Genomic DNA, 24156 nt, shown 5'->3' with positions numbered 1-24156 from the left:
CGACCGAATGCGGGCATCGTCTACCGGTCGCAGGACGAGTCCGAACGCCACCGAATCACGAAGCCGACGAGACCGACTGTGAGCGCCGCCACGGCGATCCGAACGAGTCCGCCGCCCAGGGCGGCCGTCGCTCCGCCGGCCGCCGTCCCACCCGCGACGCCGGTGGCTGCCGGTGCAGCGAACAGACAGCAGAGACTCAACCCTCCTCCGACTGCGAGAAGCGACCAGCGGGACGTCGACTCCTCCGCCGACTCTGACGCCGCGTCCGCGTCGGACTCCGGACTCGTGTCTCCCTCGCCCATCTGTATCGGGTACCACGAGGATGAACAGTATGTGTCTTGGGGAGGACCCAGTTCAGCGAAGAGTGAGGGCTGTCACGAGCAGCGAACCGTGCGGTGACTAAAACCAGACATCGGGTGAAACGACGTGCACGAGTGGGTGCCTGGTGTGCGTCGGGAATACGGTAGTTTCCGCGCCGGACGTGCTTGCCGTCTGCTCACGTTACGCCGTGTAGCTTACGTTACGCCGTATAGCTTACGTTACGCCGTGTGGCTCTCGATGAGAGAGCGAAGTTGGTCGCCGGACGGGGCACCGACGAACTCTTCGACCTGCTCACCGTTGGCGAACAGGACTAGCGTCGGAACGCCGCGAACGCCGTACGCACTGGCGAGTTGCTGGTTAGCGTCGACGTCGACTTTTGCTATCGTGGCGTCAGTCTCGGCGGCGAGCTGTTCGACGACGGGCGCAATCATCTGGCAGGGGCCACACCAGTCGGCGTAGAAGTCCGTGAGCACGACGTCGTGTTCGTCGACGAGCGCGCTCAGTTCGTCCTGGTTACTGACGTTCACTGGCGTCTCGGGCGTGGTTTCGCCGGCATTGGTCGCTGTATCGGTCGTCATCAACAACTAGTAAGGCAGCACGCGAGTTAAGGGTTTTGGAGAAAGCGCACAATACTGGTGTCCGTCGGGCGCCAACCAGTCCGTCGCCCAAAGACAGCATTCGGACTGAACAGAATTCGACCGGACGGAACCGAAACGTGGCGAACAGCGTCGTAGTAGAGCGCTTCGGGTTAGCTCTGGGCGGAGACGGCGTTGTCGCCTTCCTCGTACTTGGTCTCGAACTCCTGAATGAGCTGTCCCATCTTCGCGTACCAGTCGTTGAGCAGCCGCTGCATGTCGTCGGCGATGTTTGACGGGTCACTCGGCGAGTAGACGTGGTAGTAGCCGCCCTGGTCGTAGTTCACCTGCTGTTTCTGGATGAACCCCGTCTGGAGCAACCGCTGGACGGCGCGGTACGCCGTCGAGCGCTCGCGGTCCACCCGCTCTGCGACCTCGTCGACCGTGAGCGGCTCTCCGGCGTCGACCAGCGCCTCGAAGCAGTCCCGGTCGAGTTGCTTGAGCCCGTGGAAACACTCGAGGAGGCCCTCACACTCCATGTCTCGTTGAAGCTGTTCGGACATCGAATCCGGCATAGTATCGACTCACTGTAGCCGTCACACCGGTAAAAGACTTGTGCAGGCAATACACAATTTCGCGACGGTTGAGGCCGTTGAGCCGCACGACCGGCCGTCAGTCCGCGCGAGTGGGCGTCGCGTCAGCAGTCGACGACTCGCTCCGCCACCACCCCTGTGCGTAGGCGCCGAGGAACATGCCGGCGACCGCCCACAGAATCGGGTAGTTTCCGACCCCGAGACTCGCGTACGCGGCGCCCGGACAGATACCCGATAACCCCCAGCCGACGCCGAAGATGGCGCCGCCCACGAGCACGTTCCGGTCGAAGGACTTCAGTCGGCGCTCGAAGGCGTCGCCAGTGAGCGGCGCGCGGTCGAACGCGCGCGGCGCGAGGGCGTACGCCAGGCCGGTCACCGCCGCACCGCCGAACATAACGAACACTAGCCCAAAGTCCTGGAACTGCAGGAAGTCGAGGACGACCTCCGGCCGGGCCATGTGGCTGTACGCAAGCCCGAACCCGAACAGCAGACCACCGACCAGCACGAGGGGAACGAACAGCGGGTGGCGGTCGTCGCTCGGCGCTGTCATGGCTGCACCCCGAGGGCGGCGACCAGTTGTGCGGTGGCGATGGCGACGAGCAGGAACGTCACCACGCCCGCGATGGACGTTCTGGATGCCGACCCGACGCCACAGATACCGTGGCCGGACGTACATCCCTTGCCGACGCGCGTGCCGACGCCCACGAGCACGCCGCCCGCGAGCAACCGCCACCACTGCACGTCGGTCGTCCACGCGCTGTCCTGGAAGACGACGGCGTACACTGCGGCCCCGAGGACGATGCCGAGCGTGAACACGACCCGCCAGTCCCGGGACGCGACGTACCGCTGGAACCTCGACCGGCCGGAGACGTACGACAGCGTCGATTCGAGGAACGTGCTCGCGCCCGCGCTGATGCCCGTCCCGACGTAGATGACGGCCGCGCCCAGGCCGACGAGCAGGCCGCCGACGGCGTACCGAGTGATTCCGTGTGGAAACAACTCGGTGCCGCCGAGTTGCAGTACTGCTTCGAGTGCCATTGACCGTAGCGTGGGACTCGACGTTGAAAGGCGTTCAGTCACCGGCGAGAGATTCCGTCCCGCGTCTCTCCAGCGGGGGGTTTCTGTCCCACGTCTCTTGCGGGGACAGTAGCAGTTTTCAGGCTTGCATCCCGACGTTCGAGTATGCCCGTCGTTCGCGCGGACACCCCGGAGCGCTACGACGACGCCCTCGACGTCCGCATGGCGGTGTTCGTCGAGGAGCAGGGCGTTCCCGAGTCCGTCGAGGTCGACGACCACGAGGACGAGGCGACCCACTTCGTCGCGTACGACGCCGACACCCCGGTCGCCACCGCCCGCCTCCGCGAGTACGAACCTGGCGTCGGGAAGGTCGAACGCGTCGCGGTCCTCGAGTCGCGGCGCGGCGAGGGATGGGGGGACCGCGTCATGGACGCCCTCGAATCCGCCGCGAGCGAGTCCTACGACGAGCTCTACCTCCACGCCCAGCAGGCGGCGGCGGGGTTCTACGAACGACGCGACTACGAGCGCGAAGGGGACTCCTTCGAGGAGGCCGGCATCCCCCACGTCGCGATGCGGAAGTCACTGAACTGAGGCGACGCCCGCGGTTCCGTCGGTTCCAGTGCTGTCGTTCTAGCGTGTTGTCGTTCCAGCGTGCTATCGTTCCAGTGACTGTCGTTCTGAGGACTGTGGTTCCGTTGCCGCTGTAGCGCGTCGGTACGTACCCTTCTGGTATGTAACCAGCAAACGACGTTTTTCGCCTCGCTGCCGTACCCTCGTGCAATGAGCTCGTTCTCACAGGCGATGGGGTACTACCCGTACGTCTTCCACCCCATCACGGTGCTCGGCGCGAGCGTCCTGTTGCTCGTCCACTACGAGTGGACGCGAGCGGGCGCGGACAGATCGTCGCTCTGGCACCGCGTCGGTGGATTCCTCGGTGCAGGCCTGCTCGCACTCGCCCCTACGGTGGCGTACTTCGTGAACACCGGCGCGAGCGTGGCAGCGTCCACCGCAGGGAACAGTTTCCTGATGGACGCGCTCGTCGCGGGTGGTATCTTCATCGCCAGCGGTGTGACGTGGCTCCTCTGGCGCCGCTTCGACTGGGGACACCTCGTCCCCGGGATGATGGTGGCCGTCGCCGCCACGGCGGTTCCCTACGTCGTGCTCTCGCCGTTCTGGAACATCTCCGGCCACGTCATCATCTCGCTCACCCCGACGCTCTACCTGGCTCTCGTCGACCGGAAGTTCTGGCCGCTCCTCGCCATCCCTGTCGTGATGGTGCCCAACCGGATCGTCCTGAACGCCCACACCTGGCTGCAGGCGATCACCGCCTTCTTCCTCGCCGCGGTCATCGTCCTCGGGTTTTACTGGCTGCAGACCGGCGGGTCACTGCGTCCCGAACCCGATTCGACGACACTCTGACCCGACTGGCCGTTCGACGGCCGCGTTCCGGCGCGAACGGGGTAATTACAGTATAACAATTCGCGGAGTGACCGATGAGCCTGTATGTTGCGCTCGCGTTCCTCCCCGACGGACCGTCCACCAGTGCCATTCCGCTTCGCGACGCCCGCCAGGTGCCGATGAGCGAAGAACACGCCCACGGACAGTGGACGAGCACCGTCCGGAGATGGTCGGCGTCGCTCACAGACCTCCTCGTGGTCGTCGCGTACGTCGCCGTCGCCGACGCCGTCCTCATCGACGACGCGCTCTCGCCGGCCGTCCGCGCGATGGTGGGGTTCCCGCTCCTGCTGTTCGTCCCGGGGTACGTGTTGCTCGCCGGCCTGTTCCCCCGGGACGCGCCCGCGCGACGGGTCGCCGACAACCGCCTGTTCGCGGCAGTCTCGGAGGGAGCGCTCCGCCCCGGTGAGCGCGTCCTGCTCGCGTTCGGCGTCAGTGTCGCGTTGCTCCCGCCGTTCGGAATCGCGCTCTCGGTGCTCGACCTGGGGTGGGAACCCGCGACGGTGGTCAGCGCCACGACCGCGGCGCTGTTCGTCGGCGTCGCCGCCGCCGCCGCGCGCCGACTCCGCATCCCCGAGGGCGAGCGGTTCGCCGTCTCCGCGACGGGGTCGCTGTCGGGCCTGGTGGGGATGTTCAGCGGTTCACGCATGCAGACGACGAGCGCGGTCGTGCTCGTCGCCGTCGCGCTCCTCACGACCACCAGTCTCGCGTACGCGCTCGTCGCGCCCGCTGGCGGCGACGCGTACACCACCGTCGGGCTGTACACGGAGAACGAGACCGGCGAACTCGTCACCGCGGGCTACCCGACGACGCTCACTCCGAACGAGACCGGGAGCGTCGTGGTGGTGGTCGAGAACCACGAGAACCGGCGCGTGAACTACACACTCGTCGGGGAGATCCAGCGCGTCGAGCGCGCCAACGGCAACGTGACCGTCCTCGAGTCGGTCAGGCTGAACCGCTCGACGCACGCACTCGCGCCCGGCGAAAAGTGGCAGACCACGCAGACCGTCCGTCCGGAACTCGCGGGGTCGGACCTCCGGGTCGCCTACCTGCTCTACCGCGGCACGCCTCCGGCGGACGCGGGAACCGGTGACGCGTACCGCTCGGTCTACTTCTCACTCGACGTGCCGCGTAACCGGACCGCGTAGTCGGGTCTGTCGAGCAACTAGACCGCGCAGCCAGGTGTCTGGTCGGGCGGAACCGGTCGTTGCTCGTTCGTTCGCCGACACGCAAACGAATAAGGGGCGTCTGGAACAACTCGGGACACGATGAGCACCATCAAGCGGCTCGTTCTCGACATCATGAAGCCAAACGAGATCGAGACCGGCGAGTTCGCGAGACGACTCGCGAAGACCGACGGCGCGGACGGAGTGAACGCGACACTTATCGAATCCGACAAGAAGGTCCAGAACCTCAAGCTCACCATCGAGGGCGACGACGTCGACGCCGACACCGTCGAGGGGACCATCGAGGACCTCGGTGGAACCATCCACTCCGTCGACGAGGTCGCCTGCGGCGACCGTCTCGTCGAAGAGAGCCCGACACACCAGGACTGAGTCCCGTGTCATCCAGATTCGCCTCTCTTCGGGAGACCCTCCAGGACGAGGACGTGCGCTCGATCTCCCGCCGGTACTTCATCTCGAACGGGTTCGACGGCACGCTCACCTGCATCGGCATCATCGTCGGGTCGTTCCTCGGCGGGAATCAGTCGGCCATGGAGATCGTTCGCGTCGTCGCCGGCGGGACCGTCGGGCTCGCGGCGTCCGGCGTCTGGAGCGTCTGGGAGATCGAGCGCGCCGAGAAGCTCGCGGAGCTCCGGCGCGTCGAGGACAAACTCCTCGCGGACCTCGAGGAGACCGAACTCCACAACCGGAAGACCAGAGCCAGGAAGGTCAACTCCTTCATGAGCGGCCTCGGCCCGACGCTCGGCATGCTGCTGCCGGTGCTCCCGTACTTCCTGGTGGGGTCGGTGCTCACGCTGCTCTGGGCGACGGTCGCGGGCGTCCTCATCGGCGTTGCGCTCCTGTTCGTCTTCGGCGCGTACATGGGCAACATCTCTGACCAGAACTGGGTGGTGGCGGGCATCCGGACCGGGCTCGTCGGCCTGGTGGTCGGCGCCATCAACATCGCACTCCCTGGGTAACGACCGCTTACCGGGTCTCGTAGACCCGCTCGTCGACTGCCGTTTCCGGCCTGTTCTCAGGCTATCACCCTCCACACGCGGTCGAAGTCGAGGAGGCCGCTCGCGCCGGTGAGCAACGCCCACAGACCCACCGCCACGCCGACGACGCCGAGCAGCGACGGCAACCCCGAGACGTACGGCAGCAACGCCACCACGACAGCCGACATTCCGACGGTGATGGCGAACACGACCCCGACAGTGCGCGCGAGGCCTCGGACCGGGAGCGGCAGCACGGACGACACCACGTAGAGTTCGACGGCCACCAGCACGCTGTACGTCAGCACCGTCGCCACGGTCGCGCCGACGACGCCGTACACGGGGATGAGCGCGAGGTTGAGCGCGACGTTCGCGACTGACGTGACGCCCTTCGTGACGGCCCGGACCCGGGCGCGTCCGAGGTAGTCGAGGCCGTCGTTCGTGATCTGGTCGAGCGCGAGCAACAGCGTGTACACGCCGAACACCTGCACCGCGGGGACCGCGCCGAGGTACGCGTCCCCGAAGACCGCCGCGATGGCGGGCCGAGCGACCAGTATCATGCCCGCCGCCGCCGGCACGTAGACGGCGACGACGTGGACGAACGCCGTCTCGTAGAGGTCGCCCGCGAGCGAGAGGTCGTCACTCGCCTTGTACGTCCCGAGCTGCGGGGAGACTGTGAACCCGAGCGACGTCGCGGGCGTGCTCACGGACTCGGATATCTGCTTGGCGAGCGTGTAGTAGCCCGCCGCGGCGGGGTTCAGGAGGTATCCGACGAGGATGATGTCGACCCGCTGGTCGAGCGCGTTCGCAGCGCTCCCCGCCGTCAGCGGGACGCTGTACCGGAGAATCCGGGACTTCAGCCCATCTTCCATCTCGGGTGCGGGGTCGTGCTCCCGGTAGTAACCCCGGACGAGCACCACGAGACCGACGACCGCACCGATCACAGCGGCGACGACGAAGCCGGCCATGGCGCCGACGGTGCCGAACCCGAGCAGGACGAACGCGAGGATGAACGCGACCTGTGCGACGCTGTCGACGCTCTTCACGAGGCCGCTGTACTGGACGGCGTTGAACGCCTGGAACACCGCGTGGAGGTACTTCTCTACGGACCGCGCGGCGAGGAAGCCGGCGCCGACCAGCAGCAGCGGTGCGAGTTCCGGTTCGCCGAACACGCCCGCGATCTGCCCCCGGAGCGCGACCAGCGCGACGCAGACGACCGTGACCGACGCGAGCACGGTCGTCAGTCCGAACCGGACGACGTGCGTGACCTGGTCGGGGCTGGTCTCGACGTACTCGGTGACGTAGCGCGCCGTGGCCTTCGGCAGGCCGAACACGCTGAACAGGAACGAGACCCCGAGAATCGACATCGCCAGGAACAGCAGACCGTAGCTGCTGGGGGTCAACAGGTACCGCGACAGCAACACGATGACGGCGGTCCGGAAGACCAGCCGCACTGCGTCCGCGGCGAGCATCGCGCGAACGCCCCGAAGCAGCCTGCTCCGCTCCGTCACGCCGTCATTCGCCGACATAGTACAGCCGGAAGTCGCCGTTCGTGATCACCCGGTTGACGTTCTCCTGTGCGTCGAGCGAGCGGAATCCGGCCCTGGAGTAGCGGTACTCCTCGAAGGCTATCACCTCACGTTGCACGTCGGCGTCGGTGACGACGAGGTACCGCGGAGTGTCGTAGAGACCTGCGAGGTTCCGGTCGAGCGCGCCGAACGGAACGCTGTGCTGCCCCGCTGGGTTCCACGGGTCGGGTTCGAGCACGCCCGCGACGGCGTCCCTGAAGCGGGCGGGACCGGTCCTGATGCCGACGTAGCCGATGTCCTCGCTCTCGTGGGTGAACGCGGTCTCGTGGCCGCTAAACTGGGCCTGCGTGACGTGCCCGCTGGTCTTGTGGATGAACGGCGAGGAGAACGCGGTCGCGAGCGAGAGACACAGCATGACCGCGAGGGCGACGATCACGAGCAGGCTTCCGACGCGCCGAGCGGTCCCAGCCCCCTGGAGGCGGCCGAACACACGGCCGACGCCGACGGCGCCGACGACCGTGGCGACGACCATGATGAACGCGAGATGCCGGAAGTAGATGGTGCCGATGCCGCCGAGCACGTACAGCACCATGATGACGCCCAGTGGGAACATCGTCACCCCGAGCAGGGGAAGTGTCGCTACGCGGTCGTCGCTGTCGCCGGTCCGCCGTCGCGCGGCCGCGACCAGCACGACGCCGGTCACCGCGAGGTAGACGAAACTCACGGCGAACAGTTTCGCCCCGATCTCTACCGGCGAGACGCCGATGGCGGCCAGCGAACTGGTCTGGTGGGCGAGCGCGCCGCCGTCTCCGGAGGCCCCGGCGAACACGCCCACCACCCGGCCGGAGTACGCGCCGACGGCGTTCGTGATGCGCTCGTGGGAGAGCCCCCAGGCGAAAAGTATGGTCCCGAGGAACGCGAACTGGCCGACCGGCACGCGGGCCTGCACGTCATCCCCGTACCGGCGCTTGACCAGGAGCACGCCGACGACCGTGGCGTACACGACCAGAAGGTTCGTGGCCTGCTGGGGGTGAACGAGAACGAGGCTGAACGTCGCCAGCGCGAGCAGCGCGCCGACGGGCGTCACCCGACTGGACGCGTCGGTCTCCGCGAGGTAGACGACGAGCAACACGAGCACGAGCGGGAGGAAGAACACGGCGAGCGTGCTCGGGAACACCGTGAGGTGCGCGCTGATGTTGTTGATGGGGAGCAACATCATGGCGGAGAACGCGCCGACGGTGGCGACGCCGCGGTCGCCCGTGGCGGCGTAGACGACGACCGGAACGAAGACGACGAATGCGAGCACGAACACGCCCGTCGCCAGCAGCATCGACTGCCGGAGTCCGAGCCCGAAGAGCTGGGAGATGAAGATGGCGACGGTGTGCGTGCCGGGGTAGATGAGGTCGGTCAGCGCGAGGTCACCGGCGACGATGGTCTTCGTCCAGCCGAGGTGGGTCAGCGGGTCGCCGGCGCCGAGGAAGGCGTAGTCCCGGAGCAGCGGAATCCCGGCGACGGCGACGAACGCTTCGCCGCCGAGGAGCAGGCCGGCGAGCCGGTGGGCGGGCGTCGGCGGGAAGAAACTCACCGCCAGCGAGCACGCGAACGCGACCGCGACGGCACCCCAGAACGCGGTCGGCGTGCCGGTGTACAGCGACAACTCGTACGCGTTGGCGGGCGACTGGTGGGCGATGACGATGGCTGCGAGCGCCGCGAGGAACCCGACGAGGAGTACCGCCGTTCCGACCGTCTGGTTCCGGTCGCTTGTCTCGCGTGGCCGTTGGGCGTGGCTGCGATAGCTCATCGAACTTGACACTGCTTCCCCTCCGGACCCTATTGTAACGAGGTCCGTACGCGCGAAGCGTCGCGGTAGCGTCCGTTTTCCCCGCGCCTGCACGGGGTATCACAGCCATCATTCAGCCCTGTCCCATTTCAGCGCGCGGTCGTACTCTTGCCCCGGCCCACCTCAGCGCACGCGGTCGTACACGTCACGGTACCGCGCTGCGGTCCGCTCGACGCTGACCGCGGCGGCGGCGTCCCGGCCGTTCGAGCGCCGGCCGTCCGCGAGAATCGTCGCGAGGGCGTCCGCCAGGTCATCGTCGTCCGCGTGGACCGCCGACTGCGACACGCCGTCGAGTCGCTCGGGGACGTCCCCGACGGGCGTCGAGACCACCGGGAGGTTACACGCCATCGCCTCCTTGACGACGTTCGGCGACCCCTCGTGACGGGAGGTGAGAAGCAGCGCGTCCGCGGCGTTCATCACCGCAGGCATCTCGTGGTGGGGAAGTTGGCCGTCCGGCGCGTGCAGGACGACGCGCTCATCGAGGCGGTCGCAGGCCGCGTCGTACACCCGCCACGCGCGCGGGAAGTCCTTCTCCGGTCGGGCGGTCGGCGCCGGAAACAGGACGTGTTTCGCGTCCGGGTCCCAGCCGATCTCCGCCAGCGCGTCGCTCCGCGGGCGGGGCGCGAACCGGTCGAGATCGACGCCGTGCGGGATGACCGTCGCATCGCAGGGCAGTTCGTCGGCCATCGATTCGGACATCACCACTACCTCGTCGCACAGCGGCGCGCACGCCTTGCTCAGCCAGCCGAACCGCCCGAACACGTCGCTTCCCCAAAGCGACAGCACGACGGGGGCCGTCGACTGCGCGAGCGCGTGGGGCGCTGTCAGGCCGTAGTTCGCGTGCACGACGTCGTGGCGGTCGTCGACGGCGCGGCGGACGCGCCCCAGGTATCGGAGGTAGTCGCGCACCGACCGATTGGCGTTGGCGTCGCTCACGTCGATTTCGCCGGGTACGGGGAGCGGTTCGCTGTCGACGTTCAGGGATTCGAGCGACGAAATCTGCGTGCGGTAGAACGGAGAGCCGAGCGCGGGGGTGAGTGACAGGATAGTCAGCGGGTCGTGGCGAGTGGCCGCTGTCGCGGAGTGCATACAGTAGTCAGCACGTCCCGCGCCGGCGGCTTTGGTATGGGCGGCTTACCGGTCCGGTGGAGCGGCTCACCGGGCCTGATGGAGCGGCCCACCGGAATCGACGGTCAGTTGTCGTCCCGGAGCTGGACGACCGCGTACCCCGACAGGTCGATGCTCTCGAGTTCGCCCGAGTAGCGGTACGCGTCGACGCCGCCGTAGACGGCGCCGGTGGCGGTGGAGCCGTCGACCACGTCGCCCGCGTTCTGGGAGCCGAGCGTCTCGTGTTTCTGGAGGTCGCCGGAGACCGTGAAGCTGTACGTCGTCTCGGGCCCCGTGCCGTTCACGACGATGGTGTTCGTGAGCGAGTCGCTGGTCGTGCCGTCGCTAGTCGAACCACTCGACGTCGACGATAGCAGTTCCTGGACGCTGATCTGCTGGCCCTCTAGCGAGACGGTCGCCGGACCGTCGACCTGGAAGTCGGTGACGTCGCCCGTGAAGCGGTACTTCTCCTCGCCGGACCACACGTCACCGGTCGCGGTCGTTCCGTCGACGCCGTGGCCGGGCTGCTTGACGGCGTCCTCCGGCGTGAGGTGCTCGAGGGTCCCCGAGACGGCGAACGTGAACGTCGCGCTCGTCGTGGCGTCGCCGTCGCCGGCGATGGTCAGCGTCTTTCCGTCCGTACTCGTCGTTCCGTCCGTGCTTACCGTCGAGTCGTCGGTCTCAGCGCTGTCCTTTTTTTTAGCTGTGCCGTCGTCGCCGCCGGGGGTCTGGCCCTCCTTCGGCGGCTTCGGCATCGGCGGCGTGGCGCTCGCTGCCTCGCCGCTCGTGCGCGTGAACATCCCTCCCTGACCGGAGGCGGTCGCGCCGCCCGAGATCTCGTTCCCGCTGCCGGTCACGCTGGTGGAGCCGCCGCCCTGCACGGCCGACAGTTCGAAGGAACTGTGGAAGCGGTTGTTCGAGAGCTTCACCGACTCGCCGGGGCCGTCGATGGAGACCATCGGACCCGCCGAGGACGCCGACGTGTAGTGGAAGTCGTTGTCCTCGATGACGAACTGGCCGCCGTCCGAGCGGCTCATATTGCACCAGATGCCACGCATCACGGCGCCGCCCGTTCCGGGGCCGTTGAGGCTCGGCTGGACCGGAATCGGGCCGCTCTTGACGAACGTCGACCCGCGGACGACGACGTCTTTCGCGCCGCGCACGCCGGCCACGTTCGTGTTCCGGAAGAAACAGTCCTCGAAGGTGATCGACCCGGGCGCGTCCGAGAGGTACGTCGTGTTCTCGGCCCAGTGCTCGCCCCAGAGGCGGCGGATGGTGAGCGACCCCGCCATGTCGCTGCCCGACCACATCAGCTTCGACCCGGAGGACTCGCCCGGTTCGGCGGCCCCCTCGTGGGCGTACACGTCGTGCATCAGCGCGGACGACCCGGACGGGACGCGCGGGGACAGCAGCGTGTTGTTGCCGGCCGCGCCGCGGGTACCACGGAAGACGACGTTGCCGAACGTCCAGTCGCTACCCTCGAGGACGTTCACGCTGAAACTATCTTGCTCGGAGAAGTCCACCTCGAACCCCTCGAAGGTCCAACCGCTCCCGGAGAGGCGGAGGCCGCCGTCCGCGAACCGGAGTGTCGCGTCCGTGCCCGATAGCGTGACGTTGTCCGCGGGTACCTCGAGATTACCGGAGACGAGGTACTCGCCGGACGGGAATGTCATCGTGTCGCCCGACGAGAGCGAGGAGACGACGTCGTTTATCGGTTCGTTACCGCTCGGGTCGGCCCCTTTCTCGACCGCATCGAGTGTCTGGGCCGACGCTCGAGAAACGGCGCCAAGACCGCCGAGGCCGGCGATTGCCGCCGTACTGGCCCCGAGTCGAAGGAACGACCGACGCGAAACTCCGGCGTCGCTGTCGGAGTGATTGGTAGGTAGTTCTTTCTCGGGGCTGTCTCGTGCCATGGAGCACAGTAAGAGCCCATTACGCAGATAAGGGTTGTTACGGGCTCTGTACCGCTTGTTCTCGGATAACAGCTAGTTCGTTACGAGAACGTTACCGGCTCGGTGTCGGCCGGTGGTTTGTTGACGTTCGTACAGACCGTCGAAATAACGTGGTCCTACTGGAATCTGACTTCGGTTACCGACTGTACGCTCTGAATACCGTCTCTCGGACGCCGTTAATCGTCTCGTACCGCCGCCGGTAGCACCGCCGCGCGCTAGATAACGGGGCTGTTACAATGTGCCATACGGCGCACGGTAACGTACGATGAACGACCGGCGTCGGTTCCTCCAGGCGGCGGCGTTGTCCCTCCCATTCCTCGCTGGCTGCTCGACCCCATGGGATGGGGAGCGTTCCGAGACGGACGACCGGCCGACGTCCCCCGGGACCGGCGATGGCCCGGACGGAACCTCCGGCCCTGGCCCGACAGTCAGCGAGCGATTCGACCACGTGTACGACGTTGTCGAGGAGGGAATCGACCCGACCGGAGAGACCAGAATCGACGAGTCAGTCGAGGAACTCGCGGGCGACGACACGTTGCTCTACTTCCCCGAGGGCCAGTACAGCGTCGGCTCCGTCGTGATACAGGACGTCCAGAACTTCGGCATGGTCGGGGATGGCGCGACCTTCGACATCGCCGAGAAGGGAAAGAACATCTACCTGTCGCTGCGACGGGTCGCGGACGTCCACGTCGAGGGCTTTACCGTCGACAACTCCGGGAAGAACGAGGCGGCGGCGGTCGACCTGAAGTGTACGGGCGGCACCAACCGCCTGCGGAACTACGCGGTCGAGGGGTTCGTGGACGTCCACCAGCGGACGTTCGGGTTCACGCTCATGGTCGAGGGCGAAGACACGTCACTGGAACTCGAGAACGTCGACCTCAGCAAGGGCGCGCGCAACGCCGGCGGCGCGTTCGTGTTCCCCCAGCGGGACTTCTACGACCCCGACCGGGCGGCAGGGTCACTCGCCATCCGAGACTGCGTGATGAAGGGGTGGGGAAAGGAGGGTCTCTACGCGTCGGCGCACAGCGGCCCGCTCCGGATCGTCGGCGGCGAGTACGCCAACAACGCCATTGCCCAGGTGCGCATCGGTGGCGGGAACGCGCCGACTGACGCGATCGTACGGGACGTCACGGTGCGCGTGACCGGCATCCCTGAGTACATGCCCCCGCGGAACCGCCTGCTGCGTGGTATCTGGCTGAAGGAGGGGGACGGCGCGGTGATAGAGAACTGCACGATAGAAGCCCACAACCTCACGCACAGCGAGACCCAGGGCGCGGTCGTCGTCAACGGCCAGTTCGGGCGCGTGACCATCCGGGACTGCGACATCACGTCGTCCGTGCCGCGCCCCGGCATCGTCGCCGAGGCGCCCGAGGAGGAGTACGACGCCACCTGGATGCCGTCTCTCGACCGACTCCCGGCGGAGTGGCACGTTACCGTCGAGAACACCACCATCACCGGCGGCCTCTCCGACGTCGAAGCGGTCGACGTGGTCGGCCGCGATGGCTGTGCGTTCCGGAACGTCACCATCGACCAGCCCGAATCCGGAGCGGACGGCATCCGCCTCGAGCGCCTCGCGTCGTGCACGGTGACGGACAGCACCATCGACGCCCAGCGCTTCCCGCTCCTTGTCACCGTTCCCGAGTCCACCGATGACTGTCTCGTCCGCCTCGACGGGGTGACGCTGCGCGGTGGCGGACCGGCCGGCGCGGACCAGCCACTGGCGTCGACCAGGGACGGCACGTTCTGCGTCGACGCGTCACTCGTGTCCGGGTCGGACCCCGGCCCCGGGCAGTTGTTCGGACTGAGTCGGACGGCGGCCGACGCGCCCGACGGCGGGGCGGCGAACGGAACCAGCGCGTCGTCGGGCCCGACCGCCGACCACCGCAGTGACGGCGCCGTCCAGTTTCTCTACGGGCAACTGGTCGACGACTGACGCCGACGCCCCGTCACTGCGGCGCTGCGTCGACTGCGATGTCGAGCAGCCGCCGCGTCAGGTTCGGTTTGCTCGCCATGAACTCGTCACGGCGGCGCTGCCAGCGCTCCCGTTCGCTCTCGCTCTCGAGAATCGACTGTGCGTCCGCGAGCACGTCCGCCAGGTCGGTGTGCTGGACGAGCAGGTCGTTGGCCTCGAGTTCCTCGAACTCCCCCATCGCGGGTTCGTCCTCGTCGATGAAGCGGATGGCGGGTGTCCCCAGCAGCGCGCCTTCCGTCGCGATGGTGCCCGTGTCCGTGACGACGAGGTTGGCGGCCGCGAGCGCGTCGTGTATCCGAGCGGGGTGGAGGTCGAATCGGCGCGCGTCGAGGGTCGACAGGTCGAGGGTCTCGCTCTCGTCGGAGACGAAGACCGTCGCGTGCTCCGCGAGGCGCTCCAGGAGCGCGACCCGGTCCGTCGTGGGGCCGGCGCCGAGGCCGACGTCGTGGACGGAGTCGTAGGCGTTGAGACGGACCACGACGTACGGCTCCGACGACCCGACTCCGAGGTCGGCGCGCACCGACTGGTCGGGCGAGAACACGTCCGGGTGCAGGTACGCGCACTCCTTGACGCCGCGGAAGCGGTCGTGGTTCGCGCCGAGGTTCCGGCCGTACGAATCCGGCGTGAGCACGCGATGGACGAACGCACTGGAGACGATGGGGCCGACGTTGTACGGCGTCGAGTCGACGACGAGTATCGTCCTCGTTCGGCTGACGGTGCCGGCGAACGCCGCGTACGACCCCCGACCGAAGACGACGTCCGGGTCGTACGCGCGGACGCGCCGGAGTATCGAGGTGAACTGCGAGGGGACGTTCGTCACCAGCGACCGGAACGACGGCGACTGGCCGCCGTAGAGTTCGTATGGCATGTCGTAGTACGAGAGCAGGTCCTCCGTGCAGCCGTACGCCCGGCCGAGCACGAGCACGTCGTGGCCCTCGTCGCGGAGTTCCGCGACCATGTTCTTGTACAGGTGGACGTGCGCGGGGGTGTTCGTGAACACCAGATACCGCGTCGACGCCGCGGTCACCTGCCGTCACACCCCAGGCGGGTCGCTGTCTCTCTCGCCGGAACGATGCCACGAGTGCGCTCGCCGGGCTGGGCTGAATCACGTCTACACATGCGTCGAACCCCGTGTTTCGCCACACATCAGTCGGTCTCCGCGTTGAGCTGCGACCGCGTCGCGCTGCCACGTGGCGACCGCTCGACGCGGTCGCCGGCCTCCTCCGCGAACTCCGCGTGCTCCAGGTGTTCGTTGTTCGCCAGGTCGAAGGTCGTCCCGAGGGTGAGCGCGAACGCGCTGACCAGAAGGACGGCGAGCATCGCGAGCGCGGACGGCGCCGAGACGCCCCCGAGTGCCGCCACACCGACCCGCGCGGCCAGGCCGCCCAGGCCCACCACGCCGATGCCGTACAGCGCCACCAGCGGGTGGAAGTCGTAGACGAGGTACCTGACCTTCAGCCGCCACAGGAACCCCTGGAGGAGGAGCATCGACACGTTCGGGATGAACCGCGAGTACGCGATGGTGCTCTCCTCGTCGCCGTAGTGGGCCTCCATCTCGACGTCTGCCACCCGCATCGCGTGCGCGTTGAGCGTGATGAGTACGTCGTTCAGGAAGCCGTAGTCGTCGTAGAGCCCGTCCACGTCGAGCGCGTCGAGCGCGTCGAGTGACACTGCGGTGTACCCGTTCTGGGGGTCCATCGTCTTCCAGTATCCGGAGGCGAACTTCGTCAACAGCGTCAGCACGCCGTTCCCGAAGCGCCGCCAGACGCTCATGCTCCGGACGTGGTCGCGGCTCAATAGGCGGTTCCCCTTCGCGTAATCTGCGCGCCCCTCGACGACGGGGTCGACGATGCGGTGGAGGATGTCGGGGTTCATCTGCCCGTCCCCGTTCATCACCGCCGTGACGTCCATCCGGTCCGCGCGCGCTCGCCGGTAGCCGGTCTTGATGGCGGCACCGACGCCCCGGTTCCGGTCGTGCCGAATCGTCACGACGCGCTCGCTGTCGTCGCCCGTCTCGTCCGTGCGCTCGTTCGTGGCGGCCGCTGCCTGCTGTATCTCCGCCCAGCTGCCGTCCGTCGAGTGGTCGTCGATCACGTATACGCGGTCGACGAACCCGGGGACCGTGTCGACGACGTCACCCACGAAGTTTCGCTCGTTGTACGCCGTGATGACCACTGCGACGGTGTGTTGTTTGTACATTTGTGGCCGATGGAGGCAGGCCAGTGTCGACGGCGCGACCGACCCGACTGGCAGTCCGTAGAACACCCATCAACCCAGTGCGCCATTGTTACTGGTGGGTTTTCCTGGATATGATTGGTCTACTGCCCGGCCGCTCGACAGCGCCCTCCTCGCGCGCGTTCAGCACCGGCCCGGCGGCCGCTTCGGCCGCCGCGACGGCACCGGTGTATTCTCGGAACGGCACGGAGAGCGACGAAATCGCCGGGTTCACGGGGCCGTTCGACAGACGACCCAGTGAACCGGAGAGTGTCCGCGTCCGTTTCACGGACTGACCAGTAGGGAACCGGATTGGTACCCCCTTCGCTGTAAGGCGCTCGTAACAAAGCCGTCGCCTGCTGGAGTATCACCCGAAGCAGTGACCCACACAGAAGGTAACGCAGTGGTCGTTCCGGCGCTCGCCCGCGCGCCGAGCAGCGTCGCGTGTCTCCGCTCGCTCGGCCGACGGAACGTCCCGACGATAGCGGTCTCGGAGCACGAACACTCGCCGGGCCTCCACTCGAAGTACGCCGAGGAAACGCACACCGTCCCTGACCCCACCGACGACGTCGACGCCTACGCCGACGCGCTGCTGTCGCTGGCGGCGCGCGACAACGTCGTGACCATCATCCCTGTCAGGGAAGTCGACACGTACGTACTCGCGAAGTACCGCCGTGAGTTCGGCGAGCACGTCGAGACCGTGTGGCCGACACTCGACACCCTGCGCGGCGTCCAGGACCGCGTGCGCCTGTTCGACGCGGCGGACGCGGCGGACGTCGGCGCCCCGGAGACGGGCTTGCTCGACGAGTGGGATGACTGGAGCGAGGAGGTCATCGTCAAGCCCCGGTTCACGCTGAACGCCGCGGAGTACCACGACTCCTTCGAGGAGACACACCGCCACCAGACCTCGACGCAGTACGTGCCCGCCGGCGAGGAACCGGACATCGACTCCTACCTCGAGGACGTCGGACACGTCCCGCTGGTCCAGGAGTACGTCCGGGACTCCGACGAGTACGCGTTCTTCGCGCTGTGCGACCACGGTGAACCGGTCGCGAGCTTCCAGCACCAGCAGCTCCGGGGCTACCGGTACAGCGGCGGCGCGAGCGCGTACCGCAAAGCCATCGACGACCCCGAACTGGAGGCCGCGGGCCGCCGCCTCCTCGGGGAACTCGACTGGCACGGGCTGGCGATGGTGGAGTTCCTCAAGGACCCCGCGACCGGCGAGTACAGGCTCATGGAGATCAACCCCCGGTTCTGGACGTCGCTCCCGTTCACCGTGCAGGCCGGCGTCGACCTGCCGTACTACTACTGGCTGCTCGCGGTGGACGCGGCCAACGCCATCCAGTCGGGGTACGACGTGGGCGCCCGCGGCCACCTGCTCCGGGGCGAGGCGCTGTTCCTCCACAGCGTCCTCACCGAGGACAACCCGCTCGCCCCCCGGCCGTCGCTGGCCGGATCGATGCTCGAGGTGGCGTACACGGTCGCGCGGTACCCGCGCTTCGACAACTTCTCACTCGACGACCCCGGGCCGTTCGTCCAGGACGTCAAAAACTCTCTCGAGGAACTCCTCGCCGGTCGAACGTCGTAGCCGGTGGGAGTGTCTGGCGCCGTAGCATGTGGGGAGTCCGGCGCCGTTGCCCACCTCTGCGCTGCCGGCCATCTCACCTGGCTGTCCCACCTCTTCCCTGCCCCCGCTCTGTCACCCCGCCGAGTCCGCTGTTCCACACCCGGTTCTCCCCCGCCTGGTTTCACTTCCCGCCGATGGGTAGCCGCCGCTGCATCCCCTCGTAGACGGGGTACAGCGGCCTGTACAGCCGGTACGGCGTGTGCCTCGCCACCGCGCGGAGCACCCGGTGTTTCAACTTCGGGCCCGCCTGCGCCGTGTACTGCTCGAAGTCGGCGTTCCGGAGCCACCGGTAGAACTCGCGCACCTCGCGGGGTTCCTCGGACACGTCCTCGGGGACCCGTTCCTGTATCTCCCCCCAGAAGTACGGCTTGTCGCCCCTGAGGTGCCACTCCGCGCTCTCGAAGCGCGACTGGATGTCCGCCAGCACCTCCTTCGAGTAGTCGTACCCGAACTCGTTCGGGTCGACGCCCTCCAGGTCGAGCGCGACCATGGTCCGGTAGCACTTCTCGCAACCGCTGCAGTTACCGCCCGCGTCGTCGTAGATGCACGTCCGGATGTCGAAGTCCTGCGTGTCCGCTCGCTCGGCGTGGGACGCGAGCAACCCGACCTTCTCCTGGCGCGTGAGCTCGAACCCGTCGTGAACCGCGGTCGTCCCTGTCCACGAGACGCGCTCGTCGATGGTGGGGTGCGAGCCCCAGGCGACGTCGTACCCCTTCGTGTGCGTCGACGCGATGTGCAACTCGCCGATGCCGCGTTCGTAGGCCAGCGGCGCGCAGAGGCTCAACAACCCGATACCGTGCCCGACGTCGCTGTACCAGCTGCCGTCGTAGTGCGGGCGGAAGTGCGCGTCGAGCATCGTCACGTTCAGGAACGAGAGCATGTTCGACCGCACCGTCCGGTGTTCGAGCCCTCTGTCGCTGGCGAACTGCGACAGGTACCGCATCGTCTCCCGCCAGTGGTCGTCGTCGTCGGCGTCGACGGACCACCCGTGGACGCTGAGCAGCGTCGGGTCCTCCTCGTGGTGGCGGACGTACGTCGCCAGCGAGTCGACGCCGCCCGTGAACAGTTGGGCCGTCTCCTCCCCGTCCCGGTCGGGGGACTCCTCGACGACCTCCCGCGCCCTGATCTCGGTCGCGTCAGTGACGAACGCGGGATGCATCTCGACGAGCGCGTCCCTGACGGTGGGCAGCGACTCGACGTACTCGCGGTCGACGACGCCGACGGACACGTCCGCGCCCACCGCCCACGCGACGGGGCAGACGTGCCCGAGGACGGGAATCGCCAGAACGCCCTCGGGAACGCTCGAGACGTCCTGGTCGTACTCGACGACGAACGGTCCGTCGCCGAAGAATCGATTCAGGCTCGGTGGCACGTCGACGTCGCATTCCAGTGTGTTGCCGTCCGCTCTGACGTCAGTGATGGAGATGGTGGCCATGTGTGCTGTCGGTGTGTCTGGTCGAGGTCCGGCACCCCACCGGGTCGACCGTTCGTCCGGGCTGAATGACGGAAATCCGGAGTAAAGTTATCCGTCACCATCTGTTCCCAGTACAGTTCCACGTACTCACGACCTCGCGTCCAGTTGCGTCCTGTCTACGAACTCTGGGTCCAGTTGCGTCCTGGCCCACCTCCTCCCAAGCAGCCTCGTCTGGTCTCCGTCCACGGCCGAACGCACGCCCCAGACGACAGCTACAAGGTTCATCCGGGTGACTTCCCGGCAGCATGGACGTCGACACCGCCGCCCGGACGACGACCGACGTGACCGACGCCGTGAGCGAGGCGGTCGTGACCGACCGCGCGTTCCTCGAGACCGTGCTGTCGGGGGCGCTCGCCCGCGGCCACGTCCTCCTCGAGGACGTCCCCGGCACCGGAAAGACGCTCACCGCGCGCAGCCTCGCGAACGCGCTCGGCCTCGAGTTCACCCGCATCCAGTTTACCCCCGACCTCCTCCCCGCGGACATCACCGGCTCGCACGTCTACGACGCCGACACCGAATCGTTCGACTTCAACCCCGGTCCCGTGTTCGCGAACGTGGTGCTGGCCGACGAGATCAACCGCGCCCCGCCGAAGACGCAGGCCGCACTCCTCGAAGCAATGGAGGAAGGACAGGTCAGCGTCGACGGCGAGACGCGCCAACTTCCCGACCCGTTCTTCGTCATCGCCACCCAGAACCCCGTCGAGCAGGAAGGGACGTTCCGCCTCCCCGAAGCCCAGCGCGACCGCTTCGCAGTGAAGGCCGACATCGGCTATCCGGACCGCGGCGGCGAGCGCGAACTCATCGACCGCCGCGCCGACCGAACCACCACCACGCCCGAAGTCTCGCAGGTCGTCGAGGACGACGCGCTCGCGCGCCTCCAGACCGTTCCCGAGACCGTCACCGTCGCGGACGGCGTGCGGGACTACGTCGTCGATGTCGGGCGCGCCACCCGCGAGGACGACCGCGTCGAGGTCGGCGTCAGCCCGCGCGGCATCCAGAAACTGTTCGAGGTCGCCCGCGCCCGCGCCGTCGTCCACGGCCGCGACTACGTCACCCCCGACGACGTCAAGCAGGTCGCCAGGCCTGTGCTCGTCCACCGCCTCGTGCTCACCGGCCAGGCGAACGTCGAACAGACCGACGCCGCGGACGTCGTCGCGGACGTCCTCGACCGCGTGGACGTGCCGGCGGTCTCCTGACCACTCGGCAGACCAGAACACTTCCGCGCCACCCGGCTATCGGTGGTGGCATGCGACGCCGTCAGTTCCTCGCGAGCGGCACAGCCCTCCTCTCCGTCGCGCTCGCCGGCTGCGCCCACCCACCCGTCGTCCTCGACATGGACGAGGCGACGGCGTGCGACATCGCCGACGAGGTTTCGACGACGGCCGACCCCGCCTCCGAGGTGCACGCGGTCGAGTACGCCGACCTCCCGGCGGCGGACCGGAAGCGTCTCGACTCGGTCGTTCCGGAGACCGAGTCCCACAGCCAGGACGGGTACGACGTCGGCGTCGGGTACGGGACCGCTTCGGAGGTCGGGGACGAGTCCGTGTTCGTCCCGGAGCGCCGGTACGACATCCTCGTCTACGACGGGAACCGGTATCGCGTCGCGGTCGACTCGCGGACCGCGTCCGAGGCGACGTACCGCTACCAGGTGACCGAGGTGGCGTCCGGCGTCGAGGCGTTCGCCGACCAGGTCCGCGACCGGTACCTGTTCACGCTCTCGTGTGTCTCCGACGCCGAACGCGGCGTCGTCGAGACGGCGACCGACGGCGGATACTTCGAGGACAGCGACGCCTTCCGGTCGGTTGTCGACCGAATAAGGGGCCACGAGGCGATTCGCGCGGACGACTCCTATGGGACGTGGCTCCTCGAGTACGACGGCACCGAGTACCTCACGTACGTCGAGTGGTAGTGGACGTGCGCTTTCGTTTCTCAGGTGGATAGCGCGACCGAAGTGACGCTACCGCTCTCCCCGCACGTCACTCGCCGTACGTCTCCCACAGGTACGCCACGATGTCCTCGCTCTCGTTCATTCCGTCGACGCCGCGCTCGGTGTCGACGAGCACCGGCACCTCTGATTGCCCGCTCACCTCGCGAACCTCGTCGCGCCGGAACTGGAAGAACGAAACTCGGTGTGTTTCGTACTCCAGCCCGAGGTCCGAGAGCGCCCGATTGACCTTCCGGCAGTACGGACAGAACGGCTGTACGTACAGTTCGAGCATACCGGTGATTTGCATGCACCCGGCATAAACCCCGCTTCCAGACCATCTGGTAAATAGCGTTAGGAGCGCGAGCGTGAACGTACTACACATGGCCGAATCCGGACAGACGGCGGTTGTCCACTACACCGCGCGCCTGGCGTCGGGGCCGGACGCGGGGGCGCTCGTCGACACGACCGACGTGGACGTGGCGCTCGCCGAGGACGCGTACGACGGAACCCGCGACTACGAACCCCTCGAGTTCGAGGTTGGCGCGGGCGAGACGTTCGACGCCGTCGACGATGCGATGGGCGAGATGGAGTCCGGTGACACCCGGACACTCACACTCGGCCCCGACGACGCGTTCGGGCCGTACAGCGACGAGCGCGTCGTGGAGGTGCCCCGCGAGGGACTCGAGGAGCGAAGCGGCGTCGAGGTGACACCCGGCGAGATAGTCGTGAGCGACGCCGGCGATTCCGGGTGGATTACCGACGTCTCCGAGGACACCGCCACCGTGGACTTCAACCACGAACTCGCGGACGAGCGCCTCGATGTCGAATTGCAGGTACTCGACGTGCGTTGACGTCCTGTTGAGGCGATTCCATTCCGTCACTCGCCACACCCCGGGAGGAAAATAAGATACTCCAAAGTATTGTACTCTGAAGTACGATACTAGGTAGTACAATTAACACGGGTATTATACCCTGCGAGCGTGTTGTCCGACCATGACCGGTTTCGTGGACCGAACTGAAGAGCTGTCGAGACTGCGTTCGCTGTACGACTCGGACGAAGCCGAACTCGCGGTCATCTTCGGTCGACGACGCCTCGGAAAAACAGCACTCGTCAGAGAGTCACTCAGAGACGACGACGCTGTCGTTTACCAGGCGAAACAGAAGACGAGTGCACTCCAACGGCAGCAGTTCGTCGACACCGCCGCGGACTCCTATCCCGGAATCACCCGGATTCGTGAGGACTGGGAAGCGATCCTGGGTTATCTCACCGAACAGGACGCCACCATCGTTCTCGACGAGTTCCCCTACCTCGTCGAACAGGACCAGAGCCTCCCGTCCGTACTGCAGGCGATGTTCGACCACGAACTCGACGACTCGAGTGCGACAATCGTGCTCGTCGGCTCGTCGATCAGCATGATGGAAGACGCGGCGCTCCTCGGTAACAGTCCACTCTACGGTCGGTCGTCGCTGAAACTCGACATCAGGCAGCTTCCGTTCGACGCCGCGATGGAGTTCTTCGACGACACCGACACCGCAGACGAGCAGGTCTTCAGATGGGGGGTCTTCGGTGGCGTTCCGTACTATCTCGAAGAGGTCTCGCCCACTGCGACGCTCGCGGAGAACATCCACCGAACGATCCTCTCCCGTCACGGGACCCTCCACAACGAACCGGACTACGTGCTTCGCATGGAACTCACGGAGCCAACTCGGTACTTCTCGATTCTGGAGGCGATCGCCGGCGGGAGCACGAGCCGAAACGAGATCTCCGGCACGACGGGAATCGACTACAACCAGCTTTCGAAGTACCTCGACCGGCTGTCTCGGCTGCGACTCGTCGACCAGCACGTTCCGGTCACCGAGCAGAAAGAACGAAGCAAGCGAAGCCGATACCGCATCCGTGACCCCTTCTTCCGGTTCTGGTTCCACTTCGTGTACGGAACCGGGGACCGATACGACGAACTCGGTGGCGGCGCTTACGAGGCGCTCATCGAACCCGAGTTGGCGGACTTCGTGAGCCACCCGTTCGAAGACCTCTGTTGTTCTGCGCTCCGAACGCTGTACACAGACCACACGATCACGGACACGGGTCAGTGGTGGTACCAGGACCACGAGGTCGACGTGGTCGGACTGAGTGCCGGCCGCACGTTGATCGCGGGTGAGTGCAAGTTCCAGCAGTCTCCGCTCGGGTACGACGCGTTCTCGAAACTCCAGAGTCACGTCGAGGAACTCCGCTGGACACCCAGCGACGGCCGTGAGCGGACTGTGGAGTACGCCCTCTTCTCCCGGAGTGGATTCACGTCGTCTGTCGAGAGCGCTGCCAGTGAGCGGGACGACCTTCGACTGTTCACTGCCGAAGACGTCACCGCTGCGTTGAGAGCGTGAATCCCGTGCTCCC

The 24156-nt window shown here is 67.0% G+C and carries 24 protein-coding genes; 11 read left to right on the top strand and 13 right to left on the bottom strand.

Going from position 1 to position 24156, the window contains the following annotated elements; all coding sequences use genetic code 11:
- Positions 1–20 precede the first annotated feature (20 nt).
- The 5 genes from LT970_RS13915 to LT970_RS13895 form a co-directional block, all read right to left on the bottom strand.
- Positions 21–302 (bottom strand): hypothetical protein, encoded by a 282-nt coding sequence (locus LT970_RS13915; RefSeq protein ID WP_232688791.1) that lies wholly within the window; start codon positions 300–302, stop codon positions 21–23.
- Positions 303–539: 237 nt separating this feature from the next.
- Complete coding sequence (trxA, locus tag LT970_RS13910; RefSeq protein WP_232688790.1) at positions 540–899, bottom strand: thioredoxin; 360 nt, start codon at positions 897–899, stop codon at positions 540–542.
- A gap of 170 nt (positions 900–1069) precedes the next feature.
- Positions 1070–1471: a helix-turn-helix domain-containing protein gene (locus tag LT970_RS13905; protein ID WP_232688789.1), complete on the bottom strand. Its 402-nt coding sequence runs from the start codon at positions 1469–1471 to the stop codon at positions 1070–1072.
- A gap of 97 nt (positions 1472–1568) precedes the next feature.
- Positions 1569–2039, bottom strand: a complete 471-nt coding sequence (locus LT970_RS13900; protein ID WP_232688788.1) for a YeeE/YedE family protein — start codon at positions 2037–2039, stop codon at positions 1569–1571.
- Entirely contained in the window at positions 2036–2527 is a 492-nt protein-coding gene (locus tag LT970_RS13895) for a YeeE/YedE family protein (RefSeq protein WP_232688787.1), read from the bottom strand. Before LT970_RS13895 ends, LT970_RS13900 begins: the two co-directional genes overlap by 4 nt.
- A 144-nt stretch (positions 2528–2671) precedes the next feature.
- Here LT970_RS13895 and LT970_RS13890 point away from each other — a divergent pair, with 144 nt between their 5' ends.
- From LT970_RS13890 to LT970_RS13870, 5 genes are all read left to right on the top strand, one after another.
- Complete coding sequence (locus tag LT970_RS13890) at positions 2672–3097, top strand: GNAT family N-acetyltransferase (protein WP_232688786.1); 426 nt, start codon at positions 2672–2674, stop codon at positions 3095–3097.
- A gap of 189 nt (positions 3098–3286) precedes the next feature.
- Positions 3287–3925, top strand: a complete 639-nt coding sequence (locus LT970_RS13885) for a phosphoesterase (protein WP_232688785.1) — start codon at positions 3287–3289, stop codon at positions 3923–3925.
- A gap of 74 nt (positions 3926–3999) precedes the next feature.
- Positions 4000–5109 carry a DUF1616 domain-containing protein gene (locus LT970_RS13880; RefSeq protein ID WP_232688784.1) on the top strand — a complete coding sequence of 370 codons (1110 nt, stop codon included), beginning with the start codon at positions 4000–4002 and terminating at the stop codon, positions 5107–5109.
- A 120-nt stretch (positions 5110–5229) separates the two neighbouring features.
- On the top strand, positions 5230–5517 hold the full coding sequence (locus LT970_RS13875) for a DUF211 domain-containing protein (RefSeq protein WP_232688783.1): 288 nt from the start codon (positions 5230–5232) through the stop codon (positions 5515–5517).
- A gap of 5 nt (positions 5518–5522) precedes the next feature.
- A complete protein-coding gene (locus tag LT970_RS13870) occupies positions 5523–6104 on the top strand; it encodes a VIT1/CCC1 transporter family protein (RefSeq protein WP_232688782.1) in 582 nt (193 codons plus the stop codon).
- Positions 6105–6160: 56 nt separating this feature from the next.
- On the opposite strand, the gene LT970_RS13865 is transcribed toward LT970_RS13870, so the two are convergent.
- The 4 genes from LT970_RS13865 to LT970_RS13850 all read right to left on the bottom strand — a co-directional run bounded on the left by LT970_RS13865 (position 6161) and on the right by LT970_RS13850 (position 12508).
- Positions 6161–7648: a flippase gene (locus LT970_RS13865; protein WP_232688781.1), complete on the bottom strand. Its 1488-nt coding sequence runs from the start codon at positions 7646–7648 to the stop codon at positions 6161–6163.
- On the bottom strand, positions 7635–9449 hold the full coding sequence (locus LT970_RS13860) for a DUF6541 family protein (RefSeq protein ID WP_232688780.1): 1815 nt from the start codon (positions 9447–9449) through the stop codon (positions 7635–7637). Before LT970_RS13860 ends, LT970_RS13865 begins: the two co-directional genes overlap by 14 nt.
- Positions 9450–9611: 162 nt before the next feature.
- A complete protein-coding gene (locus LT970_RS13855; RefSeq protein WP_349292270.1) occupies positions 9612–10577 on the bottom strand; it encodes a glycosyltransferase in 966 nt (321 codons plus the stop codon).
- 104 nt (positions 10578–10681) lie between these two features.
- Positions 10682–12508, bottom strand: coding sequence for a hypothetical protein (locus tag LT970_RS13850; RefSeq protein WP_232688779.1), 1827 nt, complete (start codon positions 12506–12508; stop codon positions 10682–10684).
- 304 nt (positions 12509–12812) lie between these two features.
- On the opposite strand from LT970_RS13850, the gene LT970_RS13845 reads away from it, so the two are divergent.
- A complete protein-coding gene (locus tag LT970_RS13845; RefSeq protein WP_232688778.1) occupies positions 12813–14480 on the top strand; it encodes a right-handed parallel beta-helix repeat-containing protein in 1668 nt (555 codons plus the stop codon).
- A 13-nt stretch (positions 14481–14493) separates the two neighbouring features.
- Here LT970_RS13845 and LT970_RS13840 read toward each other — a convergent pair whose 3' ends face one another.
- Both LT970_RS13840 and LT970_RS13835 read right to left on the bottom strand, forming a co-directional pair.
- Positions 14494–15546, bottom strand: coding sequence for a DUF354 domain-containing protein (locus LT970_RS13840; RefSeq protein WP_232688777.1), 1053 nt, complete (start codon positions 15544–15546; stop codon positions 14494–14496).
- A 119-nt stretch (positions 15547–15665) separates the two neighbouring features.
- A complete protein-coding gene (locus tag LT970_RS13835; protein WP_232688776.1) occupies positions 15666–16718 on the bottom strand; it encodes a glycosyltransferase family 2 protein in 1053 nt (350 codons plus the stop codon).
- Positions 16719–17112: 394 nt separating this feature from the next.
- On the opposite strand from LT970_RS13835, the gene LT970_RS13830 reads away from it, so the two are divergent.
- Positions 17113–18321, top strand: a complete 1209-nt coding sequence (locus LT970_RS13830) for a carboxylate--amine ligase (RefSeq protein ID WP_232688775.1) — start codon at positions 17113–17115, stop codon at positions 18319–18321.
- Positions 18322–18481: 160 nt separating this feature from the next.
- Here the strand turns inward: LT970_RS13830 and LT970_RS13825 are convergent, their stop codons facing one another.
- A complete protein-coding gene (locus LT970_RS13825; RefSeq protein WP_232688774.1) occupies positions 18482–19795 on the bottom strand; it encodes a hypothetical protein in 1314 nt (437 codons plus the stop codon).
- A gap of 284 nt (positions 19796–20079) precedes the next feature.
- Here LT970_RS13825 and LT970_RS13820 point away from each other — a divergent pair, with 284 nt between their 5' ends.
- Positions 20080–21030, top strand: coding sequence for an AAA family ATPase (locus LT970_RS13820; RefSeq protein ID WP_232688773.1), 951 nt, complete (start codon positions 20080–20082; stop codon positions 21028–21030).
- 50 nt (positions 21031–21080) lie between these two features.
- Entirely contained in the window at positions 21081–21743 is a 663-nt protein-coding gene (locus tag LT970_RS13815; protein ID WP_232688772.1) for a hypothetical protein, read from the top strand.
- A gap of 67 nt (positions 21744–21810) precedes the next feature.
- Here the strand turns inward: LT970_RS13815 and LT970_RS13810 are convergent, their stop codons facing one another.
- Complete coding sequence (locus LT970_RS13810; RefSeq protein ID WP_232688771.1) at positions 21811–22053, bottom strand: glutathione S-transferase N-terminal domain-containing protein; 243 nt, start codon at positions 22051–22053, stop codon at positions 21811–21813.
- Between the two features lie 88 nt (positions 22054–22141).
- On the opposite strand from LT970_RS13810, the gene LT970_RS13805 reads away from it, so the two are divergent.
- Together LT970_RS13805 and LT970_RS13800 are read left to right on the top strand one after the other, a co-directional pair.
- Positions 22142–22612: an FKBP-type peptidyl-prolyl cis-trans isomerase gene (locus tag LT970_RS13805; RefSeq protein WP_232688770.1), complete on the top strand. Its 471-nt coding sequence runs from the start codon at positions 22142–22144 to the stop codon at positions 22610–22612.
- A 142-nt stretch (positions 22613–22754) separates the two neighbouring features.
- Positions 22755–24143, top strand: a complete 1389-nt coding sequence (locus LT970_RS13800) for an ATP-binding protein (RefSeq protein WP_232688769.1) — start codon at positions 22755–22757, stop codon at positions 24141–24143.
- Positions 24144–24156: the final 13 nt, after the last annotated feature.

The organism is Halobacterium zhouii (assembly GCF_021249405.1).
Lineage (GTDB): Archaea > Halobacteriota > Halobacteria > Halobacteriales > Halobacteriaceae > Halobacterium > Halobacterium zhouii.
Note: the sequence above shows the minus strand (reverse complement) of the source record. Positions and strands in the feature narration are given on the sequence as shown.

Coding starts and splice junctions, on each gene's coding strand:
- LT970_RS13915 (WP_232688791.1), bottom strand. CDS start 302: ATGGGCGAGGGAGACACGAGTCCGGAGTCCGACGCGGACGCGGCGTCA.
- trxA (WP_232688790.1), bottom strand. CDS start 899: ATGACGACCGATACAGCGACCAATGCCGGCGAAACCACGCCCGAGACG.
- LT970_RS13905 (WP_232688789.1), bottom strand. CDS start 1,471: ATGCCGGATTCGATGTCCGAACAGCTTCAACGAGACATGGAGTGTGAG.
- LT970_RS13900 (WP_232688788.1), bottom strand. CDS start 2,039: ATGACAGCGCCGAGCGACGACCGCCACCCGCTGTTCGTTCCCCTCGTG.
- LT970_RS13895 (WP_232688787.1), bottom strand. CDS start 2,527: ATGGCACTCGAAGCAGTACTGCAACTCGGCGGCACCGAGTTGTTTCCA.
- LT970_RS13890 (WP_232688786.1), top strand. CDS start 2,672: ATGCCCGTCGTTCGCGCGGACACCCCGGAGCGCTACGACGACGCCCTC.
- LT970_RS13885 (WP_232688785.1), top strand. CDS start 3,287: ATGAGCTCGTTCTCACAGGCGATGGGGTACTACCCGTACGTCTTCCAC.
- LT970_RS13880 (WP_232688784.1), top strand. CDS start 4,000: ATGAGCCTGTATGTTGCGCTCGCGTTCCTCCCCGACGGACCGTCCACC.
- LT970_RS13875 (WP_232688783.1), top strand. CDS start 5,230: ATGAGCACCATCAAGCGGCTCGTTCTCGACATCATGAAGCCAAACGAG.
- LT970_RS13865 (WP_232688781.1), bottom strand. CDS start 7,648: ATGTCGGCGAATGACGGCGTGACGGAGCGGAGCAGGCTGCTTCGGGGC.
- LT970_RS13860 (WP_232688780.1), bottom strand. CDS start 9,449: ATGAGCTATCGCAGCCACGCCCAACGGCCACGCGAGACAAGCGACCGG.
- LT970_RS13855 (WP_349292270.1), bottom strand. CDS start 10,577: ATGCACTCCGCGACAGCGGCCACTCGCCACGACCCGCTGACTATCCTG.
- LT970_RS13850 (WP_232688779.1), bottom strand. CDS start 12,508: ATGGCACGAGACAGCCCCGAGAAAGAACTACCTACCAATCACTCCGAC.
- LT970_RS13845 (WP_232688778.1), top strand. CDS start 12,813: ATGAACGACCGGCGTCGGTTCCTCCAGGCGGCGGCGTTGTCCCTCCCA.
- LT970_RS13835 (WP_232688776.1), bottom strand. CDS start 16,718: ATGTACAAACAACACACCGTCGCAGTGGTCATCACGGCGTACAACGAG.
- LT970_RS13825 (WP_232688774.1), bottom strand. CDS start 19,795: ATGGCCACCATCTCCATCACTGACGTCAGAGCGGACGGCAACACACTG.
- LT970_RS13820 (WP_232688773.1), top strand. CDS start 20,080: ATGGACGTCGACACCGCCGCCCGGACGACGACCGACGTGACCGACGCC.
- LT970_RS13815 (WP_232688772.1), top strand. CDS start 21,081: ATGCGACGCCGTCAGTTCCTCGCGAGCGGCACAGCCCTCCTCTCCGTC.
- LT970_RS13810 (WP_232688771.1), bottom strand. CDS start 22,053: ATGCTCGAACTGTACGTACAGCCGTTCTGTCCGTACTGCCGGAAGGTC.
- LT970_RS13805 (WP_232688770.1), top strand. CDS start 22,142: ATGGCCGAATCCGGACAGACGGCGGTTGTCCACTACACCGCGCGCCTG.
- LT970_RS13800 (WP_232688769.1), top strand. CDS start 22,755: ATGACCGGTTTCGTGGACCGAACTGAAGAGCTGTCGAGACTGCGTTCG.